This is a genomic window from Glutamicibacter sp. AOP38-B1-38, from assembly GCF_052377485.1.
Taxonomy (GTDB): Bacteria; Actinomycetota; Actinomycetes; order Actinomycetales; family Micrococcaceae; genus Glutamicibacter.
Window position 1 is genome coordinate 18438 of sequence record NZ_JBQSWU010000025.1, and the last position, 23082, is coordinate 41519.

The window sequence follows — 23082 nt, forward strand, 5'->3', positions numbered from 1 at the left end:
AGCCTTGAAACAAAGATATTCAAGCGTGTGAGGGAGACCCGGTGGCCAAGAAGAAGAAAAAGCAAGTAAAGCAGGGACACCCCGGACGCGTTCAGGCTCCGGTGGTGTCCATAGGTCGAGTGAAGGTCGACCGCGGGCTGGATGCGCTGTCGCCTGAATTCGTGCGCTGGTACGGCCAGCGGCGGCAGGATTCGGAAACCGCGTTGCTCGCCTTGGCGGCCGTGCGCGAAACGTTGGGGATGTACGCCGAAGTCGTAGGACTTGAATCCGTCACCGAGTTCAACGCACCCAAGCTGTTCGGGGTGTTGAACTCCATGATCGAATTCGAGGAAGCCGAAGAGCCGGAAGATCTCTCCGGGGAACTGCGCATGGTGCTCTACATGGCCTGGGCAGACTACCTTGATTTTATCGAGGATACCGGCCGCTGGACCCAAGACCCCGCCGAGCTGAGTTGGTTGCGCGGCAATCTGGAGACCGCGGATCCGTTTAGCGCAGAAGCTCTTTCCTCGCCCGGGAATCCTGGTGCGTTGGAGGAGCAGGCGCTCGCCGAACTGCGCCAGCTTCCCATCGTGGAATTGGGGCATGGCCTGGCCCGCTGGTGCATCGGGAAGGGCGCCGCCGAATGGGGCGCCGGCCCGGGAGAACAATATCTGGCTTCCGCTGCCAAGACCTTGGAGAGCGAACTTCCCAAGGGGCTGGACGAGGCGCAAACCGAGCTGGTGGTTTCCCAGGCCATCGCTTCGCTCGCGATGGCCGGCATCATCACCCTCGAAGCGCACGCGTCGCCGACAGCCGGACCCGCCGCCGAGGAATTCCACAAGTCCGAGGGACAGCAGGCGTTCTCCGCGAACTATGCCTTCCTGCAGGCATTCCTCGATCTCTTCCTCGAAGCGCCCGAGGACGCCGATGAAGAAACCCTGGAAGCCTGGGGGCTGTCCAACCTCTGGCTGCTTGAAGCCATCGAAGGATCCGCGCATCTGGTGGCCGCGCCGCGAGATGAGCAATGGTCGCCGGCGGCCTGGGCACAGGCCCACCAGCGGCTGGGCGAATTGCGGATCCTCGGCTTGGTCGAGGAAGGCGAGCGCTACACCCTCCCGCGCCTCGTCGCGGCGACCCTCACCGACCTGGACGATGATGAGCTCGATGAGGAAGATCTGCAAGACGATGAGCTGGACGCGCTCTTCGGCTTCGATTCGGAAGAGCCCAAGCGGGAAAAGCGTGCCGAACCCTATGCGGGCAAGGTGCTGCAGCTGAAGCTGGGCCTGAAAGAGGCCAAGCCGCCGATCTGGCGCCGGGTGCTGGTGCCCTTGGATCTGCACCTGGGTGACCTGCACGACATCATCCAGGCAAGCTTCGACTGGTACGACGGGCATCTGCACGAGTTCCGCTCGGGCGGATATGGCGGGACCAGCTACGGGCCCGATATCGAGCATATGGAGTATGACGAAGACGAATCAGGTGTCCTGATTTCCGAACTGCTCAAAGCCGAAAAGGACCGGCTGGACTACGCCTATGATTTCGGTGATGGCTGGGAGATCCGCATCGAGGTGGAAAAGGTGCTCGATTCCGAGGCCGGGGCGCTGCCGCGCTGCACCGGAGGCCGCCGCATGGCACCGCTCGAAGACAGCGGCGGCACCTGGGGCTGGTCGGAAAAAGTCGCCGCCATCGGCGACCCCGCCCATCCAGAGCACGGGGAAGTCATGGAATGGCTCGGAGATATGGGCCTCGATGAGATCGATCCGGCCGCCTTCAGCATGCAGCAGATCAACGAAGCACTAGACCAGGAGTTCTAGCCAAAGGTCGCTCAGCCGCACAAGCTTTGGCTAGCCTTGCGGTTGGTCGTTTTGACCGGAGCCTTTTCGGCGCCCTCGATCTCAAGATAGTCCTGGCCGAGGAGCAGCTGGACGCCTTCTATTGGCGCCTTGACGGGACGAAGATCCAGGTCAAGTTCCTTGGCCAAGGCCTTGGCCGTCTGCCGCGCTTCCTGGGTGTCGGCGGCCAGCAGCCGCGTTGCCGCCTGGGGAGCTTCGGCGGTATCAATTTCGGAGACTGAGAAGCCCTGCGCGGTTGCTTTGGCGGCGAACTGCGATGCCAGCTGATTCACTCGCGCGCCGTTGGTGATTTGCACGGCAGTCTCGCGCGAGCTGGCCGCTGGTGCCGCTTCAGCTTTCGAGCTCTCTTCATCGCCTAGATTTACCGGGGTGTCTGCGCTCAACCGCTCGAAGATCGTGGACGCCTCGGGGGCGGGGACAACACGGTTGCGGTTCTGCGGGGCCGGCTGCCAAGGCATGGTCATAAAGGTGATTTCCCCGGTGGGCACCGCTTGGATTCGGGTGGCCAGCGAGGCAAGCTGAGCCAGGGAGCTGAGTCCCGGATCAACGGTCATCGATGAGGTGACCGCATCCAGGAAGGAATAAAGCCGGTCCGGCCGGGTGAGCGTTTCACGGCTCGTGGCCCGTTGGACGACGGCCGACATCACCATCTGCTGATGGCCCAGGCGGGCGATATCGCTGCCGTCCCCGACGGCATGCCGGGTGCGGGCCAAGGCCAGTGTGTCTTCTCCCTTGACTATTTGATTGCCCGCCGGGAGATCCAGGTTCGCCTTGGGGTCCTGCATCTGATCGGCCAGGCACACGTCGATGCCGTCGAGCGCGTCAACGATGGAAATGAAGCCCTCGAAATTGACTTCGATGAAGTGGTCGAGATCCACGCCGGTCAGGGATTCAACGGCGGCTACCGAGCAGGCGGGACCGTAGTTCAGTGCCGAATTGATCATCCCGTGGCCGCCTGTGTAATGCCCGTGGCCGGTATCCGCGCAGGCGGGAATCTCGAGCAATGTATCGCGCGGGATCTGCACCGCGTCGATGCGCTCATTGCCGGCGGCCAGATGAACGAGCACCATGGAATCGCTGCGCGCCGATCCGTTGTCCTTGCCGAATTCCGTTGAGCTAAAGGTCCGGCTGTCCGACCCCAGCAGGAGGATGTTCATGCCCCGGCTGGAATCGGGTACCCGCTGCTCCGTGGCGCGCATCGCGGCGGTGGAGATATTTCCCTGAAGCCGGAACCAGGCCGCTCCGACACCGACGACCAGTGCCAGGACCAGCGCCGCGGCGATGATGCGAAAATTGCGCTTGCGTCGCGAAGAATTTTTCCTGGTGGGCGTTGCGGGCCGCTGATGGGTCATAGCTCAGGTCTCCTGCGAAAGTCAGGCGGGAATATCTACACCAGCCGACCATGCAAGAGATGGATCGCACCAATAGCCAAAGTGTGCGGACCCATGCATTTTCCCTATGTATCTGCCCGCCACCCGGACTTTCCGCGGGAGCGCAGATTCCGCGAGATCTGCGTCTCACAGGTGATCCAGGAACTCCTCCAGGGCGGGGTTCTTGAACGAGTCCTTCCGGAAGATTGCTCCGATGGGCCGTCCGGCATCGGCGGCTAGCGGAACCTGCAGTCCGCCGAAGACTTCGGCGGTGCTGGCCAGCACCTGGGGAACCATGGTGATGCCGCCAACGGCGATGCTCAGCTGGACCAGGGCGTCGCGCTGCGTGGTGGTGATGATGCGTGGCGCGGTGACGCCGAGGTTTCGGTAGACCTCATCGGTGATCAGCCTGGTGGAGGTCCCCTGCGGCAAGGTGACCAGCGTGAGCCCGCCGAGCAGTTCGGCGTCCAACGCGGTGCGCACCGCGTGGGCCAAATCGGTGGAAAGAACCGCCGTGAACCTCTGCTTGCGCACGAAGCGCGCCTGAAGGTCGGCGGGGATGCGCTCGTCCACGCCGAATGCGAGATCTGCGCGTCCCAGGCGTACCGAGTCGATCAGCTGTTCGTGATCCTCGACGCTGACGATTTCGATTTGGATCCCGGGATGATTGCGGTGGAACGGGCCGAGATATTCCGGAAGGACTCCGGCAATGAGCGAGGGCAGTCCCGCGATGCGCAATGAGCCCGAATCCAGAGACCGGGTTGAAGAAGCCAGCGCATCGATCGAGGAGATCTCGCGCAGGGCTCGCCGCCCGGCCGGGATGATGCTCCGCCCGGCCTCGGTGAGCAGCATATTCCGTCCCGCGGCCCGGAAGACCGGCATGCCCAGGGTTTGCTCCAGCGCTCGAATCCTGCGTGACAGCGAAGGCTGGGAAATTCCGAGGATATCCGCCGCGGCGGTGAAGGATCCGTAGTCCACCACGGTGATCACGGCCGCGATCTGAGCTAGGGAAATATTGCTGGAGCTGAGGTGGTTGGCCATAAATCGGACGTCCCTTGTGAACTATGACTGCATCTGGCGTGATTGCAGGGAAACGGTAGCATGCTCCGGCGCTTCGCCGAGCTCCATCCTGTGCCTGCGGGATTATCTGGGGGAAGGCTCAGGAGCGTTGGCGGTGCCTATGGTGGAGGCTCGGATGACCAGCTTCGGGGTGAAGACAAACTGCTCGCGGACCGCATTTTCGCCGGCTTCGGCTTCGCGCAACAGGACATCGACCGCGGTGCGCCCGATTTCTTCGGCCGGCTGGCGCACGGTGGTGATCGGGACGACGGCCGACTCGGCGAACGCTATATTGTCGTATCCGACCAGCGCAATGTCCTCTGGAACCTTCAGCTTCCCGGACATCACGAACGCCTGCAGGATGCCTAAAGCCAGTAGATCGTTGGCGGCAAAAACACCGTCCGGGCGTTGCCCGGGCGTCATGGCCAAGATGCGTTCTCCGGCGGCGCGGCCTTCGATGACGCTCAGCTGCTTGGTAGGCAGATATTCGAGGGCTGCATCCGAAGTGCCGGCAATGACCGATTGCGCGCCTTCCAGACGATGCCGGACCTGTTCAATGCTTTGCGGACCGCCGACAAAGGCAATGCGCTTTCGTCCCAGCTCGACGAGGTGCTGGACGGCGATTCGGCCGCCCTCTACGTCGTTGACGGAGACCGAAGAGAAGCTGCGGTCTCCGCTTCCGCGGTCCACCAAGACCACCGGGGTCCCGGATTCGCGGATGCGCCAAAGCCGGCTCAGGTCGCTGTGCATGGGGGAGATGAGCACTCCGGCGACGCGCTGCTGATCAAAAAGGTCAAGCAGCTGCTGTTCGGTGGTCAGCGAGCTATCGCTGGCGCCCATCAGCACCGTGTAGCCGTTTTCCAGGGCCCGGTGCTGGGCTCCCTGGGTGACGTCCATGAAGAACGGATTTCGGGCATCGAGGATCACCAGCCCGAAGCTGCGGCTGTGCCCGGCCCGCAGCTGGCGGGCGGCGTCATTGCGCACGAATCCGAGCTTGTCGATGGCCTCGGTGACCTTGCGAACCGTCGCCGGTGCGACGACCTCTGGGCGGTTGAGTACATTGGAGACCGTTCCGACCGAAACACCTGCCGCGCGAGCGACTTCCTTCACGCTTACCGACACGTAGTTTCCCGCCTTTGCCCCGATGGTCTTCTCCCGAGTATATCGCGCGGCGCCCGCTCGGCTTGCCATGCGGTACAGGATTGAATGGATTCAATTAATTTTGGCAGATTTCTGGATTCTGCTTGAACTTGAGCCATGTTCTGGTCTAAAGTCGGTCAAGTTCGGTGATTGAAACGATTCATTAAGGGTCGATCATCACCGACTCAGCGTCACAAGCATTCAACGAAGAGGGCAACGCATGAACAGGGTTTGTTTTCAGCTGCAGGTCAAGCCGGACCGGCTCGCCGAATACGCCGAACGCCACGCCGCCGTCTGGCCAGAGATGCTGCGGGCAATCAACGACGCGGGACGCCGCAACTACTCGCTCTTTCTCCGTGCCGATGGCCTGCTGATCGGCTACTACGAAACCGCCGACGACGCAGCCGCCCAGGCCGCACTGGATGCGGATCCACGCACCTCGGCCTGGGAGGCGCAGATGTCCGAGTTCTTCATCTCCCTCCACGGACGCCCCGATCAGGGCGCGCCGCGCCTGAGCGAGGTATTCAACCTCGAAGACCAGCTGGCCCAGCTCTAAACGGCGACACCGGCAACCCAATTCCACCACCGCAGAAGGAGAGATCCATGGGCGCTAAGCTGACCCCCGAGATCCTGACCACCCTTGAACGATTGGCCATCGAAGTCCCTTCCTGGGCCTACGGCAACTCCGGCACCCGCTTTAAGGTGTTCGGCACCCCGGGCACCCCACGCGACGCCTATGAGAAGATCGCCGACGCCGCGCAGGTCAACCGCCTGACCGGACTGGCTCCGGCCGTGGCCCTGCACATTCCGTGGGATAAGGTGGCGGACTTCGGCTCGCTGCGCACTCACGCGAACGACCTCGGGGTGGAACTGGGAACCATCAACTCCAACACCTTCCAGGACGACGAATACAAGTTCGGTGCGCTGACCCACGAAGATCCAAAGGTCCGCCGGAAGGCCATCGACCACCACATCGAGTGCGTAGACGTCATGGACGCCGCCGGCTCCCAGGACCTGAAAATCTGGCTGGCCGAGGGCTCGAACTACCCGGGTCAGGCAGATATGCGCGGACGTCAGGACCGGCTTTCGGACTCGCTGTCCGAAATCTACGCCCGGCTGAGCGGCGAGCAGCGCCTGGTGCTCGAGTACAAGTTCTTCGAGCCCTCCTTCTATCACACCGATGTTCCGGACTGGGGCACCTCCTACGCCCAGGTGGCCGCGCTCGGCGAGCGGGCGTTGGTCTGCCTGGATACCGGGCACCACGCCCCGGGCACCAACATCGAGTTCATCGTGATGCAGCTGCTGCGCCTGGGCAAGCTCGGCTCCTTCGACTTCAACTCGCGCTTCTACGCGGATGACGACCTGATCGTCGGCTCCGCCGACCCGTACCAGCTCTTCCGCATCATGGCCGAGGTGGCCCGCGGCGGCGGACTGGATATCGATACCCCGATCACCTTCATGCTCGATCAGTGCCACAACGTGGAAAACAAGATCCTCGGCCAGATCCGCAGCGTGCTGAACGTGCAGGAAATGACCGCCCGCGCGCTGCTCATCGACCGGGTCGCCTTAACCGAGGCGCAGCTCTCCGGCGATGTGCTGGCCGCCAACGACCTTTTCATGAACGCGTTCTACACCGATATCCGCAGCGAACTCGCAAACTGGCGTGAATCGCGTGGCCTGCCTGCGGACCCGATGGAAGCCTTCCGCGCCTCGGATTACCAGAGCCGCATCGAAGCCGAACGCGCCGGCGGCGTGCAGGCAGGGTGGGGTGCCTGATGGCAACGGCACTGGCGAAAAAGCGCGGCATCAGCGGCTGGAAAGCCACCATTGCGGTGGCCATGAGCAACTACATCGAAGCCGGGGCAATTATTGCCCTGGCCACCAGCCTGACCCTCTGGCAGGGTGCCTTCGGATTTGATGACGGCATGGTCGGGGTCATCGCGGCGATCTCCGCCAACGCCTTCGGCGCCGCGGTGGGTGCGCTGATCGGCGGCCCATTGTGCGACCGGCTAGGACGCAAATTCATCTACACCTACGACCTGATCGTGTTCATGGTCGGTGCGCTGATGATTACCTTCGCCGCCAGCACCGTGCTGCTGATTGTCGGCGTGATCCTCATGGGCATCGCCGTGGGCGCCGGAGTTCCGGCTTCCTGGACCTACATTGCCGAGGAGGCTCCGCAGGAGTCGCGCGCAGCGCACGTGGGAACCGCGCAGCTGGCCTGGTCTTTCGGCCCGGCGGTCGGCTTTGCCCTGGCCATCATGGTGGCACCGCTAGGGGTGAATGGGTCCCGGCTGATCTTCTTCCACCTGTTCATCGTCGCCGCGATCACCTGGTGGGTGCGCCGCGGGCTTCCCGAATCCACCCGGTGGAAGCAGCAGCGCGCGGAGGAAATCGCCTCCGGAGCCAAGATCTCCTTCTTCTCCGGCATCAAGGGGCTGCTGGCCGAACGCAAGAACTGGTCGGCGCTGTTCTTCCTGCTCGGGGTGTACGGACTATGGAATACCGTGGCCGGCCAGGCCGGTATCTTCCAGCCACGCGTGTACGCGGCGGCCGGCGTCGAGTCGGCCACGCAGCAGAACCTGCTGCAGGTTCTGGTCTGGGTGCTCACCGCGGCCGCCACCTACTTCGGCTTCATGAAGTACGGGGACCGGGTCTCACGCCGCTGGCTGTACTTTGGCGGAGCCGCCCTGGGCGTTGTCGCCTGGGTGGTGCTGATCTTCGCCCCTCCGGGAGCCTTCTCCCTGCTGTTCTTCGCCTGCGCCTGGGGCATCTCCGCCGGTTTGGGAGCCCAAGCCTTCTACGGCCTATGGACCGCGGAACTCTTCGCCACCAAATACCGCGCCAGCGCACAGGGCGTGCTGTTCATGCTCGCCCGGGTCCTGGTCGGCTTGCTGTCCCTGGTCTTCCCGGTCCTGCTCTCCGGCATCGGGCTGGAAAAGCTCGGCCTGCTGATCATCGGCCTGCTGGTAGTTGCCCTGCTGATCGGCACCATCTGGGCGCCGGAAACCCGCGGCAAGTCCCTCGAAGAAATCGAAGCCCAGCGCTACGGCACCAAGATCAACGCCTAATACGACTCAAGGATTGAACACAGACATGTCGAGAGAAACCATGACCATCAGCACCGCAGAACAGCTCATCAGCCGTTCAAACCGCCTCGGTGCGGAAAAGAAGAACACCAACTATGCCGGCGGCAACACCTCGGCCAAGGGCTTCGAGCCCGACCCGGTCACCGGAGAACAGATTGAGCTGCTCTGGGTCAAGGGATCGGGCGGAGACCTGGGCACCCTGACCGAGAAGGGCCTGTCGACCCTGCGGCTGGACCGGATGCGCTCGTTGGCCAACGTCTACCCGGGTGTGGACCGCGAAGATGAGATGGTGGCGGCTTTTGACTACTGCCTACACGGCAAGGGCGGAGCCGCACCCTCTATCGATACCGCCATGCACGGCCTGGTGGACGCGCCCCATGTAGACCACCTGCACCCGGATTCCGGCATCGCCATCGCCACCGCCAAGGATGGAAAGGAGCTGACCGCGCAGATCTTCGGCGGCAAGGTGCTCTGGGTGGACTGGCGCCGCCCGGGCTTCCAGCTGGGACTGGATATCGCCGCAATCAAGGATGAAAACCCGAACGCCGTCGGCTGCATCCTCGGCGGACACGGCATCACCGCGTGGGGCGAGACCTCCGAGGAATGCGAAGCCAACTCGTTGTGGATCATCGACACCGCCGCGGACTACATCAGCGAACACGGCAAGGCCCAGCCATTCGGGGCCCAGCTGCCCGGCTTCGAAGGACTGCCGGAAACCGAACGCCTAGCGCGCGCCGCCGCCCTGGCACCGACCCTTCGCGGTCTGGCCTCGAGAGACAAGCCGATGATTGGCCACTTCACCGACGACGAGCGAGTCCTTGATTTCCTGGCGAGCGAAAAACTAGCCGAACTTGCCGCACTGGGCACCTCCTGCCCGGATCACTTCCTGCGCACCAAGATCAAGCCAATGGTGCTGGATCTTCCGGCCACCGCTACCCTTCAGGAGCAGCTGGCCCGATTGGCCGAATTACACGTGGAATACCGTGCCGACTACCAGGCCTACTACGACGCCCACAAGGATGAAAGCTCCCCGGCCATCCGCGGCGCCGACCCGCTGATCGTGCTGATCCCCGGTGTTGGCATGTTCTCCTACGGTGCAAATAAGCAGACCGCCCGCGTGGCCGGTGAGTTCTACCTGAACGCCATCAATGTGATGCGTGGCGCCGAAGCACTGTCAACCTACACGCCGATCTCCGACGCGGAGAAGTTCCGCATCGAGTACTGGGCGCTGGAAGAAGCCAAGCTGGCTCGCATGCCTAAGCCGAAGAGCCATGCCGGGCGCATCGCCCTGGTTACCGGCGCCGCGTCGGGCATCGGCAAGGCGATCGCTACCCGGCTGGCCGCCGAAGGTGCTTGCGTGGTCATTGCCGATCTGGATTTGGCCAAGGCGCAGGCCGCGGCCGCGGAATTGGGCAATGCCGATGTGGCCGTCGGAGTCGCCGCAAATGTGGCCGATGGCGCGGCCGTCCAGGCGGCCATGGACGCCGCGGTGCTCGCCTTCGGCGGTATCGACCTGGTGGTGAACAACGCCGGACTGTCGCTGTCCAAGAAGCTGCTGGAAACCACCGAAGCGGACTGGGACCTGCAGCACGACGTGATGGCCAAGGGCTCCTTCCTGGTGTCCAAGGCGGCGGCCCGGGTGCTGATCGACCAGCGCATGGGCGGAGACATCATTTACATCTCCTCCAAGAACTCCGTCTTCGCCGGCCCGAACAACATCGCCTACTCGGCCACCAAGGCCGACCAGGCCCATCAGGTGCGCCTGCTGGCCGTGGAACTCGGCGAACACGGGGTCCGCGTGAACGGGATCAACCCCGACGGAGTGGTGCGCGGCTCGGGCATCTTCGCCTCGGGCTGGGGCGCCAACCGCGCCGCCACCTACGGGGTAGACGAGGAAGACCTCGGCCAGTTCTACGCGAACCGCACCATCCTCAAACGCGAAGTGGTCCCGGAGAACGTGGCGGATGCCGTGTACGTGCTCACCGGTCCGGAGCTGACCCGCACCACCGGCCTGCACATCCCGGTCGACTCGGGCGTTGCGGCGGCCTTCCTGCGATGAGTTCGTATTTGGGCACTGCGCCGGTTGCGGCGATCGATCTGGGCGCCACCAGCGGCCGAGTGATGCTCGGCCAGCTGGTGGACGGCAAGGTCGAACTCAGCCTGGTGCATCGCTTCGCCAACGGCGCGGTTGCGCTGTCCACGCTGGGAGACGGGGCGGACACCGGAGCGCTGGCCTGGGACATCGACCAGCTGTGGGAAGAAATTCGCCACGGGTTGGCGATGGCCTTCGCCCAGCAACCCGACATCGCTTCCATCGGCGTGGACTCGTGGGCGGTGGACTATGCGCTGCTGAAAAATGGGCAACGTCTGGGGCAGATACGCCACTACCGGGATCCGCGCAATGAGCTCGCCGTCCCGGCGCTGGAAGCCAACTTTGACCGAAAGGAGTTGTTTGCCCGCAACGGCTTGCAGTTCCTGCCTTTTAATACGGTGTATCAGCTGGAAGCCGAACGGCAAGAATCCCGGCTGGCCCAAGCCGATACGCTGCTCTTGGTCCCGGACTACATCAACTATTTGTTGACGGGAATGGCGCGCAGCGAGTGGACCAATGTCTCCACCACCGGGCTGTTGAACCTGAATTCCGGGACGTGGGACGCGGAACTGAGCGAGCATTTGCAAGTCGCTAACTTGCTAGCTCCCTTGATTCGCCCGGGTGAAGTTGTCGGAACCTTGCGCGGATCGCTGGCTCGCGAGTTCGGTGCCCACGCTGAGGTCAAGGTGCTCGCTGTCGCCTCGCACGACACGGCAAGCGCCGTGGCGGCCACCCCGTTGACGAGCGCGCATTCGGCCTATATTTCGTGCGGCACCTGGGGATTGGTGGGGGTTGAGCTCCAGTCGCCGGTGCTTGAGCCACGTGCGCAGGAAGCGGGTTTCACCAACGAGCTGGGCCTCGACGGAACCGTCAGATTCCTGAAGAATATGACCGGAACTTTTCTGCTCAGCGAGGCAATACGAGAATGGAATGAGCAGGCCGAAGCCGACGGCAGCGACAGCGTGAAGCTGGAGCAGCTCTTGGCGCAGGCCGAACAGCTGGGGGTCCCTGACACGCTCATCGACCCGCAGGCCGATAGCTTCCTGGCTCCCGGGGCAATGCCCGAACGGATCAGCGACGCGGTCATCGAAGCAGGTGGCAAGAAGCCGGAATCCCGGGCTGAGATCATTCGAATCGTGATCGAGTCCCTCGCCGAGAGCTTCGCGACCCAGGCGTTTAGGGCCGCAGCACTTGGCGGGTTTGTGCCTGACACGATTCACCTTGTGGGTGGTGGTTCGCAAGGCAGTTTGCTCTGCCAGCGTACCGCCGATCGTGCGGGAATCCCGGTCATCGCCGGACCGGTCGAATGCACGGCCCTGGGCAATGTGCTGGTGCAATTGCGTGCCATGGAATCGCGCCCCTGGACCACGGGGGAAGTTCGTGAGCTGGTACGAAAATCTGTTGATTGGGTGAGCTACCAACCCAGGCTGGCAAAAAACTTGGTATGAGATCCGTGTGGGCATCTCGTATCAGCGCTGTTCATAGCCCATGAATAGTGCCAAGACCTAGTGAACGAAGATCTTCTTCATTCGCTAGGTCTTGTACTTTAATGCGCCGTGAGACAAAACTGGCGCAAACGAAGGCAGCCGCAAATTCGGCGGCTGCCTTCGGCGAGTGTGTTGACCGTGCCTAGTTGCCGCGCTGCACAAATACGACAGTATCTTCCAAGGTCGCCGGTTTGCCGTCGGGATCGGTGACCTCGCGTTCGACAATTTCGGCTCGCAGGATTGTCCACGCATTCGAGTCCAGGCTCAGCGATTCCAGCTCGGAATCCGGGGTGGGGAATCGATGCTGAGCCATTTGTTCGTTGGAGGCCCAGGAGGGGGCCGCGGCGTGCGAAACCGCCAGCAAATGCCCGCCCGGGGCTACGAGCGAGGCGGCCTTCTGCATGATTTCTGCCCGCGGAATTTCGAAGGGGGCTTGGAAAAAGCTCAGGGTCACCAGGTCAAATCGCTCTTCGCTGTCCCAGGTGGTGAGATCCTCCGCGATGAAGCTGGCGTCTTTCTCGCTGAGTCCCTGCTCCTTTGCCGCGGAGCGTGCCCGTTCAACCGCGGTCGCAGAAATATCGACACCGGTTGCTTGCCATCCCTTGTTCGCCAGCCAGATGGTGTCTGCACCCTCTCCGCAACCGAAGTCCAGAGACCTGCCCGCGGGAAGATCTGCCACGATCTCGGCAAGCATTTTGTTGACGTTCCCGGACCAGATCCGTTCGGACTGTCCGTAGTGGCTCTCCCAGAAGGCCACCGCGTCCGGTGCTGTGGTGTGGTGGTGTTCGTGCATTGAGTCCCCGCTTAGCGATCATTGAAAGTAATGCCTTCAGCCTAAGGTGATTCCGCGATGCTGGCATCCGAATTTGCCTCACGCGCAAAAAGTGGGATCGCAATCGATGAAATTCACTCGTGGAGAGCCAAAGTTCGAGATAATTCGCACCCCGGTGGATGCGGAGCGAATGAGTGCAAGCCGGGCTCAGCCCGTAGGCTTTAACAAAACGAATCCGCACAAGAACCAAGGACATTTCATGGCCAGCAAAAAGAAGCAGGGCAAGAAGAACTCGGGCGCAGGAAACCCCGCAAAAGCAGCACAGCGCGGCCGCAGCGTCTTCAAAGTCCAGGCAGAAATTTCGGTAGATGCGATGCGCGAGGACTACGCCGCGTGGGTCACCGAAACCGTGCCGGCCTTCGGCGCCGCGGAAGCCGCTCAGATCGCTGAGATCCAGCTGGGCGTGGTGCGCTCGGTCGGCGCCGAATATGCCGAACTGGCGCGCAGCTCCAATCTGCGAGATATCGACCCAGAGCTCTTCGGACAGGTATTCGCCGAATTCTTGGTGAACCTGCCTGAGGGCCTCGAAGCCGAGCCAATCTTCACCGCCTGGCTGGACTACTTCTCCTTCCTGACCTCCCGTGGAACCTGGGAAGGCGGGGAAGAGAACCTCACCGAACTACGTGAACTGCTCGACGACGCGCTGAAGGGTTTCGCCGAGGAAGACGCGGAGCTGTGCGCACTGCTGCGCGGCACTGAACTGTACGCCAAGGTCAAGGCCTTCTCCGAAGCTCTGGGAGACGGCGTGGACATCAGCGCGTTCAGCGAAGCCGACAATGAGGCACGGGTTCGCGTGATGAACGCGGTCGGTGTGGACGCGGCGACGGTGAAGGTCGACGAGCCAGCCCCGGATGTGTTCGCCCACGTCTGGAACGCGGCCATACTCTCAGTTGTTGACCCTTCCGGCGGCAAGATCGTTCGCGACGAAGAGGCCTTCGCGCACTTTGTCGAAGGCGAAGAATCCGAGAGCGCGCAGCTGCTCTTCGAGATGGGCGTCGGCTGCGTGCAAAGCCACCTTATCCCTAACGATGCCTTCACCGAACGCGACGAAGCATTCTTCCTGGTGCTGCGGAATCTGCTGGTCACCGCCGTCACCGGCCGTGAGGCTGACTTCGAAGGGCTACGCCGCAATTGCGGACCGAAGAACTTCGACGCGGTCCTTCCCGAAGCTCGGGAGGCATTGGCTTCGCTAGCTGCTTTCGGGCTGCTTCAGGTCAAGGGCGAAGAGTACGGCGTTGACGAGCGACTGCTTCCGGTCATTTCTGCCGGGCTGAGCGAAGCGGAAAGCCTGATCGAAGAATCGGAATAGGCTTGCCGGCTAGTCCGGGGGGAACCCTCCGCTCTGGCGAAAGCAATCTTGATGAGCTGACGCAGGATCTCCAAGTCGATATCCTCCAGCTTTTTCACGTAAACACAGCCTGCTCCCTCGGTGTATTTTCCTAGCCGGGGGAGCAGCTGGCCGTCTTCGCGGTGCTCACGTGGTCGCCGGTTCGGGCGCTTGGAATATGGAAGAGATCTTGCGGTATTGCTTGCTGCCCATGGCCAGCAAGGCCGCAACCACCATGATTAGCCCCGCGCCGAGGAAGATGAGCGCGATACCTCGTGCATCACCCTGGCCTACAAGCCAGCCGAGGCTCGCATCGCCCTCTTCGGTTTTCATGAATGGAATGATCAGGTACTGGGCCACCGGGGCAATCATGAATGCGGTGATGGGTGCTGCCGCGGCCTCCATCATCTGCGCAAACCCGAAGACCCGCCCCTGGCGCCGGAAGGGTACGACTTTCTGGATCACGGTCTGCTCGGAGGCTTCAACCGCCGGGATCAGGATCATGTACAGCCAGATTCCCAGAATATAGAGCCAGGTCCATTCTCGAATGGTGAAGAGCGCACCGAGCATGCCCATCACCACCACGGCCAGCAAAAGGGTTCGAATCGGGTTCTTGCCCAGACCGAACTTGGCGATGAGCAGACCGCCAATGATGAACCCCGTCGAAGCTAGGCCAAAGACGATGCCCCAGGCTTCTACGCTCATGATCGTCAGCCCGTAGGGATCCATCAGCGCCATGTAGACCCCGCCGATGAAGTTGTTGAACATGGAGAATATGATCAGGGCGAACAGGCCAGGGATGGCCAGAACGGTGGTGAATCCGAGTTTGAGGTCGGTCCGCTTGGTATGCCCCGGTTCCACCTCGGGTGCTTCTTCGGGCAGCGAAACCGTCAGCAAATGTATGAGCGTCACCACGACCAGGACCAACGCCAGGGTGAGCGTCCACCCCATGCCCAGCAGGCCAATGGACAACCCGCTGAACACGCTGGTGACGATGAAAGCGATGCCCTGAACCGTACCGACCAGCCCATTGGCGTTGGCGTGGCGTTCCACGGGAATCAGCAGGGTTACGGTGGTCGACAAGGCGATGCCACGCATCTGCTCCACCACGGCGCCGATGAGAATGACTCCGCAGAACAACCAGAATTGCCAGCCGCCGATATTCAGAATGGATTCGGTGGGCAGCCACAGGTAGATCAACGCTGCCAAAGTGAACATGAGCGCGGTGAACACTGCAGAGAATACGAACACCGACTTCTTCTTGTGGTTGTCCACGATGGTTCCGAACACCATGGAGAACAGCGCAATCAGCAGCATAAAGGTACCGCCGATGATTCCGGTGGCCATCACGTTTTCGGTTTCGAGGTAGACCCAGAACGTCAGCGCAAACCACAAGTAGCTCGTGGTGAGGTTTGCTACCGCCGTGTTGACGAGGATATGCATGAAGGATCGTTGCCCGTCGCGTGGAACCCCTGGGTTCGGTGCGATCGAGTCTAGTTCACGATCCGGAGGTACATCGGTCATCGGAAGGGTCCCATGTTCATATGGTGCGCCAGTGTGTAGTAGTGAAAAGAATACTGACAACTACCGACAATGTCAGCGGGCCCGATAGGTAGCAACAGAACTTGTTGGCTCACTTGTCTTCGCGCAGATTATTATTCGGCAGGTCACATCCGGGAAATCAGGCTGTCATCGGATGTTGCAAGGCTATGAATATGGAAATCATCTTCAGGCACGTTAGCGCCTCCGATCCGGCCGTGGAATTATCGATCTCTGAGCATTTGCGTGAGATGAGCCCGACCGCGCCGCCGGAAAGCCGCCACGCGCTGAACAGCACACAGCTCGGGGAAAACCACATGACGATATTTGCCGGCTATCTCGGAGGCCAGATCGCAGCCTTGGGGGCGTTGCGGAACCTGGACAAGTCGAGAGCCGAGTTGAAAAGCATGCGCACCGCAGCGGCGCACCGCGGCAGGGGTTTAGGCCGAGCGATGCTGGAACGTTTGATCGGGCACGCCCGTGCGACCGGCATCAGCGATCTCTATTTGGAGACGGGAACACACGATCATTTCATTCCGGCACGCCAACTATATGCCTCGGCCGGGTTCACCGTTTGCGAACCGTTCGGTTCCTATGCCGAGGACCCGCACAGCGTCTTCATGCATCGTCGGCTCGACTGAATCGGGCGCTGCGCGCCTTAGGCGCCGAGTTTCCCGCCCAAGCGTTCGCGCATTCTCAGGCTTGCCTCGTTGAGGCCCAGTACCTGAACCTGCTTACCGTACTTCTCGTATTTATCCGTCACCGAATCCAGCGCTGCGATCGTGGAGGCGTCCCACAGATGGGAGGCGGACATGTCGATGATGATTCGTTGCGGATCACCGGCGTAGTCGAACTGGGTGTATAGGTCGTTGGAGGAAGCGAAGAACAATTCGCCGTCGACGGTGTAGATGGCCGCTTGGCCGTCCTCCACCCCGGTGACACTGCGTTTGACCGTCACGAAATGCGCTACCCGGTTGGCGAAGAGCACCACTGCGGTGAGCACGCCCAAGCCCACACCGATGGCCAGGTTGTTGGTGGCCACGGTGAAGACCACTGTGACAACCATGACCGCGGTTTCGCTCTTGGGCATCATCTTCAGCGTGCTCGGACGGATGCTGTGCCAATTGAACGTCGTGAACGACACGAAAATCATGATCGCGACAAGCGCCGCCATCGGAATCTGCGCCACGATGTCGCCGAAGAGTACCGCAAGCAAGAGCATGAACACGCCGGCAAACATGGTGGAGATGCGGGTACGCCCGCCGGAGGCCTTCACCCCGATCATGGTTTGGCCGATCATGGCGCAGCCGCAGATTCCACCAAAGAATCCGGTCACGATATTGGCGGTCCCCTGACCCCAGGATTCCCGGGTCTTGCTCGACGGGGTGTCGGTGATGTCATCTACGAGTTTGGCCGTCAGCAGCGATTCCAGTAGGCCAACGAATGCGACTGCCAACGCATAGGGCGCGATCACCTTCAAGGTCTCCACGGTGTAGGGAACCTGCGGGATGATGAAGAAGGGCAGCGAATCGGGCAGCTCTCCCTTATCTCCCACCGTAGGCACGGCGACCTTGGCGAACACGGTGATCAGGGTCAGCACCACGATTGCGACCAGCGGGGCGGGAACCGCCTTGGTGATCTTGGGGAAGAAATAGACTATGCCGAGACCGAGCAGCACCAGCGGATAAACGACCCACGGCACTGCCGTCAGCTCGGGCATCTGTGAGAGAAAAATCAGAATGGCCAAGGCGTTGACGAAGCCGAGCATCACCTGTCTGGGGATGAAGCGCATCAGCTTCGCCACACCTAGCAGGGCGAGGACGACCTGAAAGATTCCGGCCAGAATGACCGCGGCGAACAGATGGTCCACCCCATGGCTTCGCACCAGGGGAGCAACCACGAGGGCCACCGCGCCGGCGGCCGCGGAGATCATTGCAGGACGGCCACCGGTAAAAGCGATCACGATCGACATCGTGAACGAGGCGAAAATACCGATTCGGGGATCCACACCGGCAATGATCGAGAAGGCGATTACCTCCGGAATCAAAGCTAGGGAGACCACAAGCCCGGCGAGCAGCTCGGTCTTCAGAAGCCTCGGAGACTTCAGCGTGCGCCATACGGATTGGCGCTCTAGCGGGGACAGGTCGGTGGCCACGGTCGCCATAAGGGCTCCATTCAGTTAGACATCCCCGAATCGAAAATGCGGAGGGGACCTGACAAAATTATCTCATTTGCCGAAGCCTCAGCCAGCGCCGCGTGCATGATGCGTACTACATGTCCGAGGCGAGCAGCCCCAAACGCAATCTTCGATTAGGGCCCCGATGGATGCCCCGAACTACGCTGCCTCTGTGGACAACGTTTTATTTCTATTGGCGATCGGTGTGGGATTTTCAACCCGGGAAGCTCGAGTGCACCGTGGTGTGGGCGTGAGGGACATGGTCGGAGCCCAATTGCCACCACCGTTTTCTTACGAAATGCCTCGCCGCTCGAGGGCGCCCGGCTTAACCAAGAATTCCCGCCGGCTAAGCCGGCGGGAATTCTAACGATCATCACTCGCACCTTCAATGAGGTAACTCCAGACTAAGAGTCGACTCTGTGCTGGAGCTGAGTAATTCCGCGAGATAACCCGACAATCAACTATCGGCCCGCTGACGAGGATTATCTTGCCGATTAACAAGAGCATCCCGCCGGTTGCCCGGCGGGATGCTCCCGATCATCACTCGCACCTTCAATGAGGTAATTCCACTCTAAGATACGACTCTATGCTGGAGCTTTGGTTTGGCTCGGTATTCAAGCAACGGGTAGCTTGCAGTCGAACTACCTGGCGCCGGGACCTAGGATCCATCTGGAGGCGAAAGAAAAAGAACTACCGAGTAAATGATCTGGGTGTTGGCTATTGGAGCTTCTCGGGCAAGCGCGGAATTTTGAGTCTAAGGTCTTGTCGGCCCGCTCGGCAATCGACACCGGAGCGACCGGAAAAGTTTGCCGATCATTTCGTCGACAGAGTCCTGGCCTTGGGTGGGAACCGCCGGGCTCGTGCCGCACAGTGGGTTGAACGGCCAAAATTGAAAAGCTCCCGTTGGATACAATCCAACGGGAGCCTTACGATCATCACTCGCACCTTCAATGAGGTACTTGTAACTCTAAGCGCGCTTTCTGTGCAGGCACTTTGGCTGCGCTTCGGGTTTCCCGGTTCTAGAGCGTGCCGGGTCCAACAGGTATCTCTTCCCCGACATATACCTTGCCACCGCTTTCAAGGAACTGCCGGCTTTTCTCAGCCATCCCGGCCAATGCAGCCTGTGCCTCGGCGGATCCATATTCATCCCGAATGTCTTGGGAGATCCGCATGGAGCAGAATTTCGGGCCACACATTGAGCAGAAGTGCGCGGTCTTCGCTGGTTCCGCCGGCAACGTCTCGTCGTGGAACTCCTGCGCCGTAACGGGGTCCAGTGAAAGGGAGAACTGGTCATTCCAGCGGAATTCGAAGCGCGCCTTGCTCAGCGCATCATCCCGCGCCGTGGCGCCCGGGTGGCCCTTGGCGAGATCCGCCGCGTGCGCCGCAATCTTATAGGTGATCACCCCGGTCTTCACATCATCCCGGTTGGGCAGGCCCAGGTGCTCTTTGGGCGTGACGTAGCAGAGCATCGCGGTGCCATAGCGGGCGATTTCGGTCGCGCCGATTGCGCTGGTGATGTGGTCATATCCCGGAGCGATATCGGTGACCAGCGGGCCGAGCGTGTAAAACGGCGCCCCGTCGCAAAGCTCCTGCTGGCGTTCCACATTCTCGCGCACCAGATGGAAAGGGATATGCCCGGGGCCTTCGACCATCACCTGAACATCATATTTCCAGGCACGCTTGGTCAACTCCGCCAAGGTATCCAGCTCGGCGAACTGGGCCGCATCATTCGCGTCCGCAATGGAGCCTGGACGCAGCCCGTCGCCCAGGGAGAATGCGACATCGTAACGAGAGAAAATCTCGCAGAGTTCGTCAAAGTGGGTGTAAAGGAAATTCTCCTGATGATGCGCAAGGCACCAACCGGCCATAATCGACCCGCCGCGGGAGACCATTCCGGTGACCCGGTTGGCGGTCAGCGGGATGTAGCGCAGCAGCACACCTGCATGAATGGTCATGTAGTCCACGCCCTGCTCGCACTGTTCGATGACCGTGTCGCGGAAGATCTCCCAGGTCAGTTCGTTCGCTTCGCCGTTGACCTTTTCTAGTGCTTGGTAGATCGGGACGGTGCCGATGGGAACCGGCGAGTTGCGGATGATCCATTCACGGGTGGTGTGGATATCGTCGCCGGTGGAAAGGTCCATCACCGTGTCGGCACCCCATTTGGTAGCCCACTGGAGTTTGGAGACTTCCTCGGCGATCGAGCTGGTCACCGCCGAGTTGCCGATGTTCGCGTTGATTTTTACCAAGAAGGCCTTGCCGATGATCATCGGTTCGGATTCCGGATGGTTGATGTTCACCGGAAGGATTGCCCGGCCGGCCGCTAGCTCGCTGCGCACCAGCTCGACATCGCATTCTTCGCGCAGGGCCACATAGCGCATTTCCGGGGTGATGACCCCTTGCCGTGCGTAGTGCATCTGGGTGACCCGAGTCCCGGGTGCCGAACGCAACGGTGGTGCCGAGCGCCCGGCCCATTCGGCGCTCGCCGTGCCGCGGCGGACCGCGGATCTGCCATCATCGTGCAAGTTGCGCTCACGCCCGGCATAGGTCTCGACATCTCCACGCTCACGAATCCACGACTCTCGAAATGGTTTCAGCCCCGTGGTCGGGTCGCTCCCCGGGCCGCTGGTGCGGTACACCTGCAGCGGTTCGTTCGGCTCGCCGTTGGGGGCATCTGCCAGCTGGATCTGCGTGACAGGAACCGAAATTCCCACAGACTCACGGTAGGCAAGGGTGTGGGCAGAGTGCTGTTCAAATTGTTCCACTGTGGGAAACTCACTTCCTTCGCCGGCATTACCCGGACAGGTTCAACGGTCGCGGACGGCGTTAGCCCGATCTCAGCCCCTGCGAGGGCACCCGTGTGGTCTCAAACAAGGTATCACGACTGGCAACGTGGACTTGCAAGGAAGACGAGAAACTTTAAAGTGAAAGGCTCCCGTTGGGCAATATCCAACGGGAGCCTTACGATCATCACTCGCACCTTCAAGGAGGTGTCTACGACATTACCCGGGGTTTCTATGTCAAAGCTGAGCATAAACTCGGCAATTCCGAAGAGCCGGGGTGACTACTTGTTCAGGCTGAGTTCCTGCGACGCGTCGACTTCGATCGCCCTCTTCTTCGCGGCGCTGGGAATGCAGGCCGCCAAGATGGCCGCGACCACGGAAATGCCAGCTCCAAGTATCAGCGCCGCGCGGAATCCGGATTCTGACGGTAGTGAAGCTCCGCCGAAATCGGTGGTCATCTGGGCCAGCACCAGGCCGATGACCGCGGCGCCGGTGGTCGTGCCCAGCGAACGCATCAGCGTGTTAAAGCCATTGGCCGCAGCCGTTTCGCTGCGGGGGACTGCGCCCATGATGATCGCCGGCATGGCGCCGTAGGCCAGAGCCACACCACCGTTGATGACGAGGCTGGTGAGCATCAGGCTCCACGCGCTACCCATGCCGAGCAGGGTCAGGCAGTAGCCGACGGCGATGACCGAAACGCCAAGTACCAGCGTGAACTTCGGGCCTCGTGCGTCGGAAAGCCGCCCGCCGACAGGGGAGAGCACCAGCATCATCAGGCCGCCTGGAGCCATCCAGAGGCCGGCTGCGAGAATCGACTGGCCCAAGCCATAGCCGGTCTGCGACGGCAGCTGCAGGATCTGTGGCATGACCAGCATGCTGGCGTACATTCCGAAGCCGACGAAAATCGAGGCGATATTTGTCAGCAGCACGCGCGGAATAACAGCGGTGCGCAGGTCAACCAGCGGATCCTTGGTCCGTGTTTCCCAAATGCCCCAGAGCAACAGCGTGAGGGCGGCCATTCCGAACAGGCCCAGCGTCAGCGGTGCCGCCCAGCCCCAAGAGGAGCCCTTGGAGACGGCAAGCATGAGCGAGATCAGGCCAATGCCCAGCCCAATGGCGCCCAGCCAGTCGAAGCGCTGTCCGGCGGCGCCGGCCGGCAGGGCAGGAATGAGTTTCCAGATGGCGACAACTACCAGCAGCGTGACTACCGCGCTGCCGTAGAACAGGGCGCGCCAGTTGGCGAAATCAATGACGGCGGCGGAAATCGGCATGCCGATGGCGCCACCGACGCCCAGCGTGGCGCTGACCGTGGCAATGGCCGAAGACAGGCGTTCCTTCGGGACAAGGTCACGCAGCATGGCGATGCCCAGTGGCACAATGCCCGAGCCTAGGCCTTGCAGTGCGCGGCCGACGATCATGACCTCCACCGTGGGGGCCATGGCGCACACGATGGAACCGAGGATCAGTGGCAGCGCCAGGATGAGCAGCATGCGCCGTTTGCCAAAGAGGTCGCCCAAGCGCCCGGAAATTGGTACTGCCACCGCGGCTGCAAGTAGCGTGGCGGTGATGATCCACGCGGTGTTTGAGGCTGAGGTATCAAAAATGCCGGGCAGCTGTGGGATCAGCGGCGTGACCATGGTCTGGGTGATCGACGAAGCGATGCCCGCGGAGGCGAGAACGGCGACGGCTAGACCTGAGCCGGGAATCCCGGCAGAGGTGGGTTTGGACACGAGAGCCTCTCAGAATGAATGTGTAAGATACATAAAATGTTCATAATACATGTTCGGGTATGATCGAATGAGTAGAAGTGGAGAATTAGGTACATGAAACGCCGCACAGCAGATATCGAGTATGAGCAAACGCTGCTCAGCCGCTACACCATCGCGCAGCGCCGAAGCGGTGATGGCTTGGATCGCAGCGTCTATCTGCTGATGAGCCGCATCGAAGTCCAGGGGCCGATGTCGATCGGTGAAATGAGCACGGTTTTTCTCCTCGACGCCTCGACCCTGCAACGTCAAACCACCACCGCTGTGCGGGACGGCTATCTCGAACGAATCCTCGATCCGGCGGGCAGTGTTGCGCGAAAGTTTGCCTTGACCGAACTGGGGCAGCAGCGGCTCACGGAGGTTCGCGAGCATTCGGTCAGCGCAATCGACCGCATTACCTCGGATTGGCCGGCCGAAGAAGTCAACAAATTCGCAGAACTTCTGCATAAGTTCAACGCGTCAATCGAGGACTACCGCGAACAGCAGGGCGGTAAGTAGTCGGCTACGCGTCAAGGGTGCGTAATGCATATAGATCAGCTCGCTGGTGCTCGAAAGTATGTATGCCTGCCTATATTCCCGGGATTCAAGAGCAC

The 23082-nt window shown here is 61.4% G+C and carries 17 protein-coding genes and 1 riboswitch; of the genes, 9 read left to right on the forward strand and 8 right to left on the reverse strand.

Annotated elements, in window-relative coordinates; translation table 11 throughout:
* Window positions 1–41 precede the first annotated feature (41 nt).
* Window positions 42–1793, forward strand: a complete 1752-nt coding sequence (locus ACT3TP_RS14290; RefSeq protein ID WP_096257453.1) for a plasmid pRiA4b ORF-3 family protein — start codon at window positions 42–44, stop codon at window positions 1791–1793.
* A gap of 11 nt (window positions 1794–1804) precedes the next feature.
* Here ACT3TP_RS14290 and ACT3TP_RS14295 read toward each other — a convergent pair whose 3' ends face one another.
* The 3 genes from ACT3TP_RS14295 to ACT3TP_RS14305 all read right to left on the reverse strand — a co-directional run bounded on the left by ACT3TP_RS14295 (window position 1805) and on the right by ACT3TP_RS14305 (window position 5452).
* Entirely contained in the window at window positions 1805–3184 is a 1380-nt protein-coding gene (locus ACT3TP_RS14295) for an LCP family protein (RefSeq protein WP_444620864.1), read from the reverse strand.
* A gap of 165 nt (window positions 3185–3349) precedes the next feature.
* Window positions 3350–4243, reverse strand: a complete 894-nt coding sequence (locus ACT3TP_RS14300; RefSeq protein WP_096257456.1) for a LysR family transcriptional regulator — start codon at window positions 4241–4243, stop codon at window positions 3350–3352.
* A gap of 102 nt (window positions 4244–4345) precedes the next feature.
* Window positions 4346–5452 (reverse strand): LacI family DNA-binding transcriptional regulator, encoded by a 1107-nt coding sequence (locus ACT3TP_RS14305; protein ID WP_343251934.1) that lies wholly within the window; start codon window positions 5450–5452, stop codon window positions 4346–4348.
* 169 nt (window positions 5453–5621) lie between these two features.
* Between ACT3TP_RS14305 and ACT3TP_RS14310 the strand changes: the two genes are divergently transcribed.
* Genes ACT3TP_RS14310 through ACT3TP_RS14330 form a run of 5 tightly spaced genes read left to right on the forward strand, consistent with a single transcriptional unit; the run spans window position 5622 to window position 12030 of the window.
* The gene (locus tag ACT3TP_RS14310; protein ID WP_096257458.1) at window positions 5622–5957 is read left to right on the forward strand and encodes an L-rhamnose mutarotase; all 336 of its coding nucleotides are present in this window, start codon (window positions 5622–5624) and stop codon (window positions 5955–5957) included.
* 47 nt (window positions 5958–6004) lie between these two features.
* Window positions 6005–7177, forward strand: a complete 1173-nt coding sequence (gene rhaI, locus ACT3TP_RS14315) for an L-rhamnose isomerase (protein ID WP_444620865.1) — start codon at window positions 6005–6007, stop codon at window positions 7175–7177.
* On the forward strand, window positions 7177–8472 hold the full coding sequence (locus ACT3TP_RS14320; RefSeq protein ID WP_444620866.1) for an MFS transporter: 1296 nt from the start codon (window positions 7177–7179) through the stop codon (window positions 8470–8472). The genes rhaI and ACT3TP_RS14320 overlap by 1 nt, the downstream gene beginning before the upstream one ends.
* Before the next feature lie 40 nt (window positions 8473–8512).
* Complete coding sequence (locus ACT3TP_RS14325) at window positions 8513–10549, forward strand: bifunctional aldolase/short-chain dehydrogenase (protein ID WP_444620873.1); 2037 nt, start codon at window positions 8513–8515, stop codon at window positions 10547–10549.
* A complete protein-coding gene (locus tag ACT3TP_RS14330; RefSeq protein WP_105649979.1) occupies window positions 10546–12030 on the forward strand; it encodes a rhamnulokinase in 1485 nt (494 codons plus the stop codon). Before ACT3TP_RS14325 ends, ACT3TP_RS14330 begins: the two co-directional genes overlap by 4 nt.
* 181 nt (window positions 12031–12211) lie before the next feature.
* Here ACT3TP_RS14330 and ACT3TP_RS14335 read toward each other — a convergent pair whose 3' ends face one another.
* Entirely contained in the window at window positions 12212–12862 is a 651-nt protein-coding gene (locus ACT3TP_RS14335) for a class I SAM-dependent methyltransferase (RefSeq protein WP_105649978.1), read from the reverse strand.
* 238 nt (window positions 12863–13100) lie between these two features.
* Here ACT3TP_RS14335 and ACT3TP_RS14340 point away from each other — a divergent pair, with 238 nt between their 5' ends.
* A complete protein-coding gene (locus tag ACT3TP_RS14340; RefSeq protein ID WP_096282686.1) occupies window positions 13101–14210 on the forward strand; it encodes a hypothetical protein in 1110 nt (369 codons plus the stop codon).
* Between the two features lie 165 nt (window positions 14211–14375).
* On the opposite strand, the gene ACT3TP_RS14345 is transcribed toward ACT3TP_RS14340, so the two are convergent.
* Window positions 14376–15752 (reverse strand): MFS transporter, encoded by a 1377-nt coding sequence (locus tag ACT3TP_RS14345; RefSeq protein WP_096257469.1) that lies wholly within the window; start codon window positions 15750–15752, stop codon window positions 14376–14378.
* A 191-nt stretch (window positions 15753–15943) separates the two neighbouring features.
* Here ACT3TP_RS14345 and ACT3TP_RS14350 point away from each other — a divergent pair, with 191 nt between their 5' ends.
* The gene (locus ACT3TP_RS14350; RefSeq protein WP_240520576.1) at window positions 15944–16408 is read left to right on the forward strand and encodes a GNAT family N-acetyltransferase; all 465 of its coding nucleotides are present in this window, start codon (window positions 15944–15946) and stop codon (window positions 16406–16408) included.
* 17 nt (window positions 16409–16425) lie between these two features.
* Here ACT3TP_RS14350 and ACT3TP_RS14355 read toward each other — a convergent pair whose 3' ends face one another.
* The 3 genes from ACT3TP_RS14355 to ACT3TP_RS14365 form a co-directional block, all read right to left on the reverse strand.
* Complete coding sequence (locus tag ACT3TP_RS14355; RefSeq protein ID WP_444620867.1) at window positions 16426–17931, reverse strand: SulP family inorganic anion transporter; 1506 nt, start codon at window positions 17929–17931, stop codon at window positions 16426–16428.
* A gap of 1031 nt (window positions 17932–18962) precedes the next feature.
* Window positions 18963–20705 (reverse strand): phosphomethylpyrimidine synthase ThiC, encoded by a 1743-nt coding sequence (gene thiC / locus ACT3TP_RS14360; RefSeq protein ID WP_096257475.1) that lies wholly within the window; start codon window positions 20703–20705, stop codon window positions 18963–18965.
* A riboswitch (TPP riboswitch) is annotated at window positions 20703–20810 on the reverse strand. It overlaps the preceding gene by 3 nt.
* Before the next feature lie 194 nt (window positions 20811–21004).
* On the reverse strand, window positions 21005–22453 hold the full coding sequence (locus tag ACT3TP_RS14365; RefSeq protein ID WP_444620868.1) for an MFS transporter: 1449 nt from the start codon (window positions 22451–22453) through the stop codon (window positions 21005–21007).
* A 93-nt stretch (window positions 22454–22546) separates the two neighbouring features.
* On the opposite strand from ACT3TP_RS14365, the gene ACT3TP_RS14370 reads away from it, so the two are divergent.
* Window positions 22547–22987 carry a MarR family winged helix-turn-helix transcriptional regulator gene (locus ACT3TP_RS14370; protein WP_096257478.1) on the forward strand — a complete coding sequence of 147 codons (441 nt, stop codon included), beginning with the start codon at window positions 22547–22549 and terminating at the stop codon, window positions 22985–22987.
* Window positions 22988–23082 lie beyond the last annotated feature (95 nt).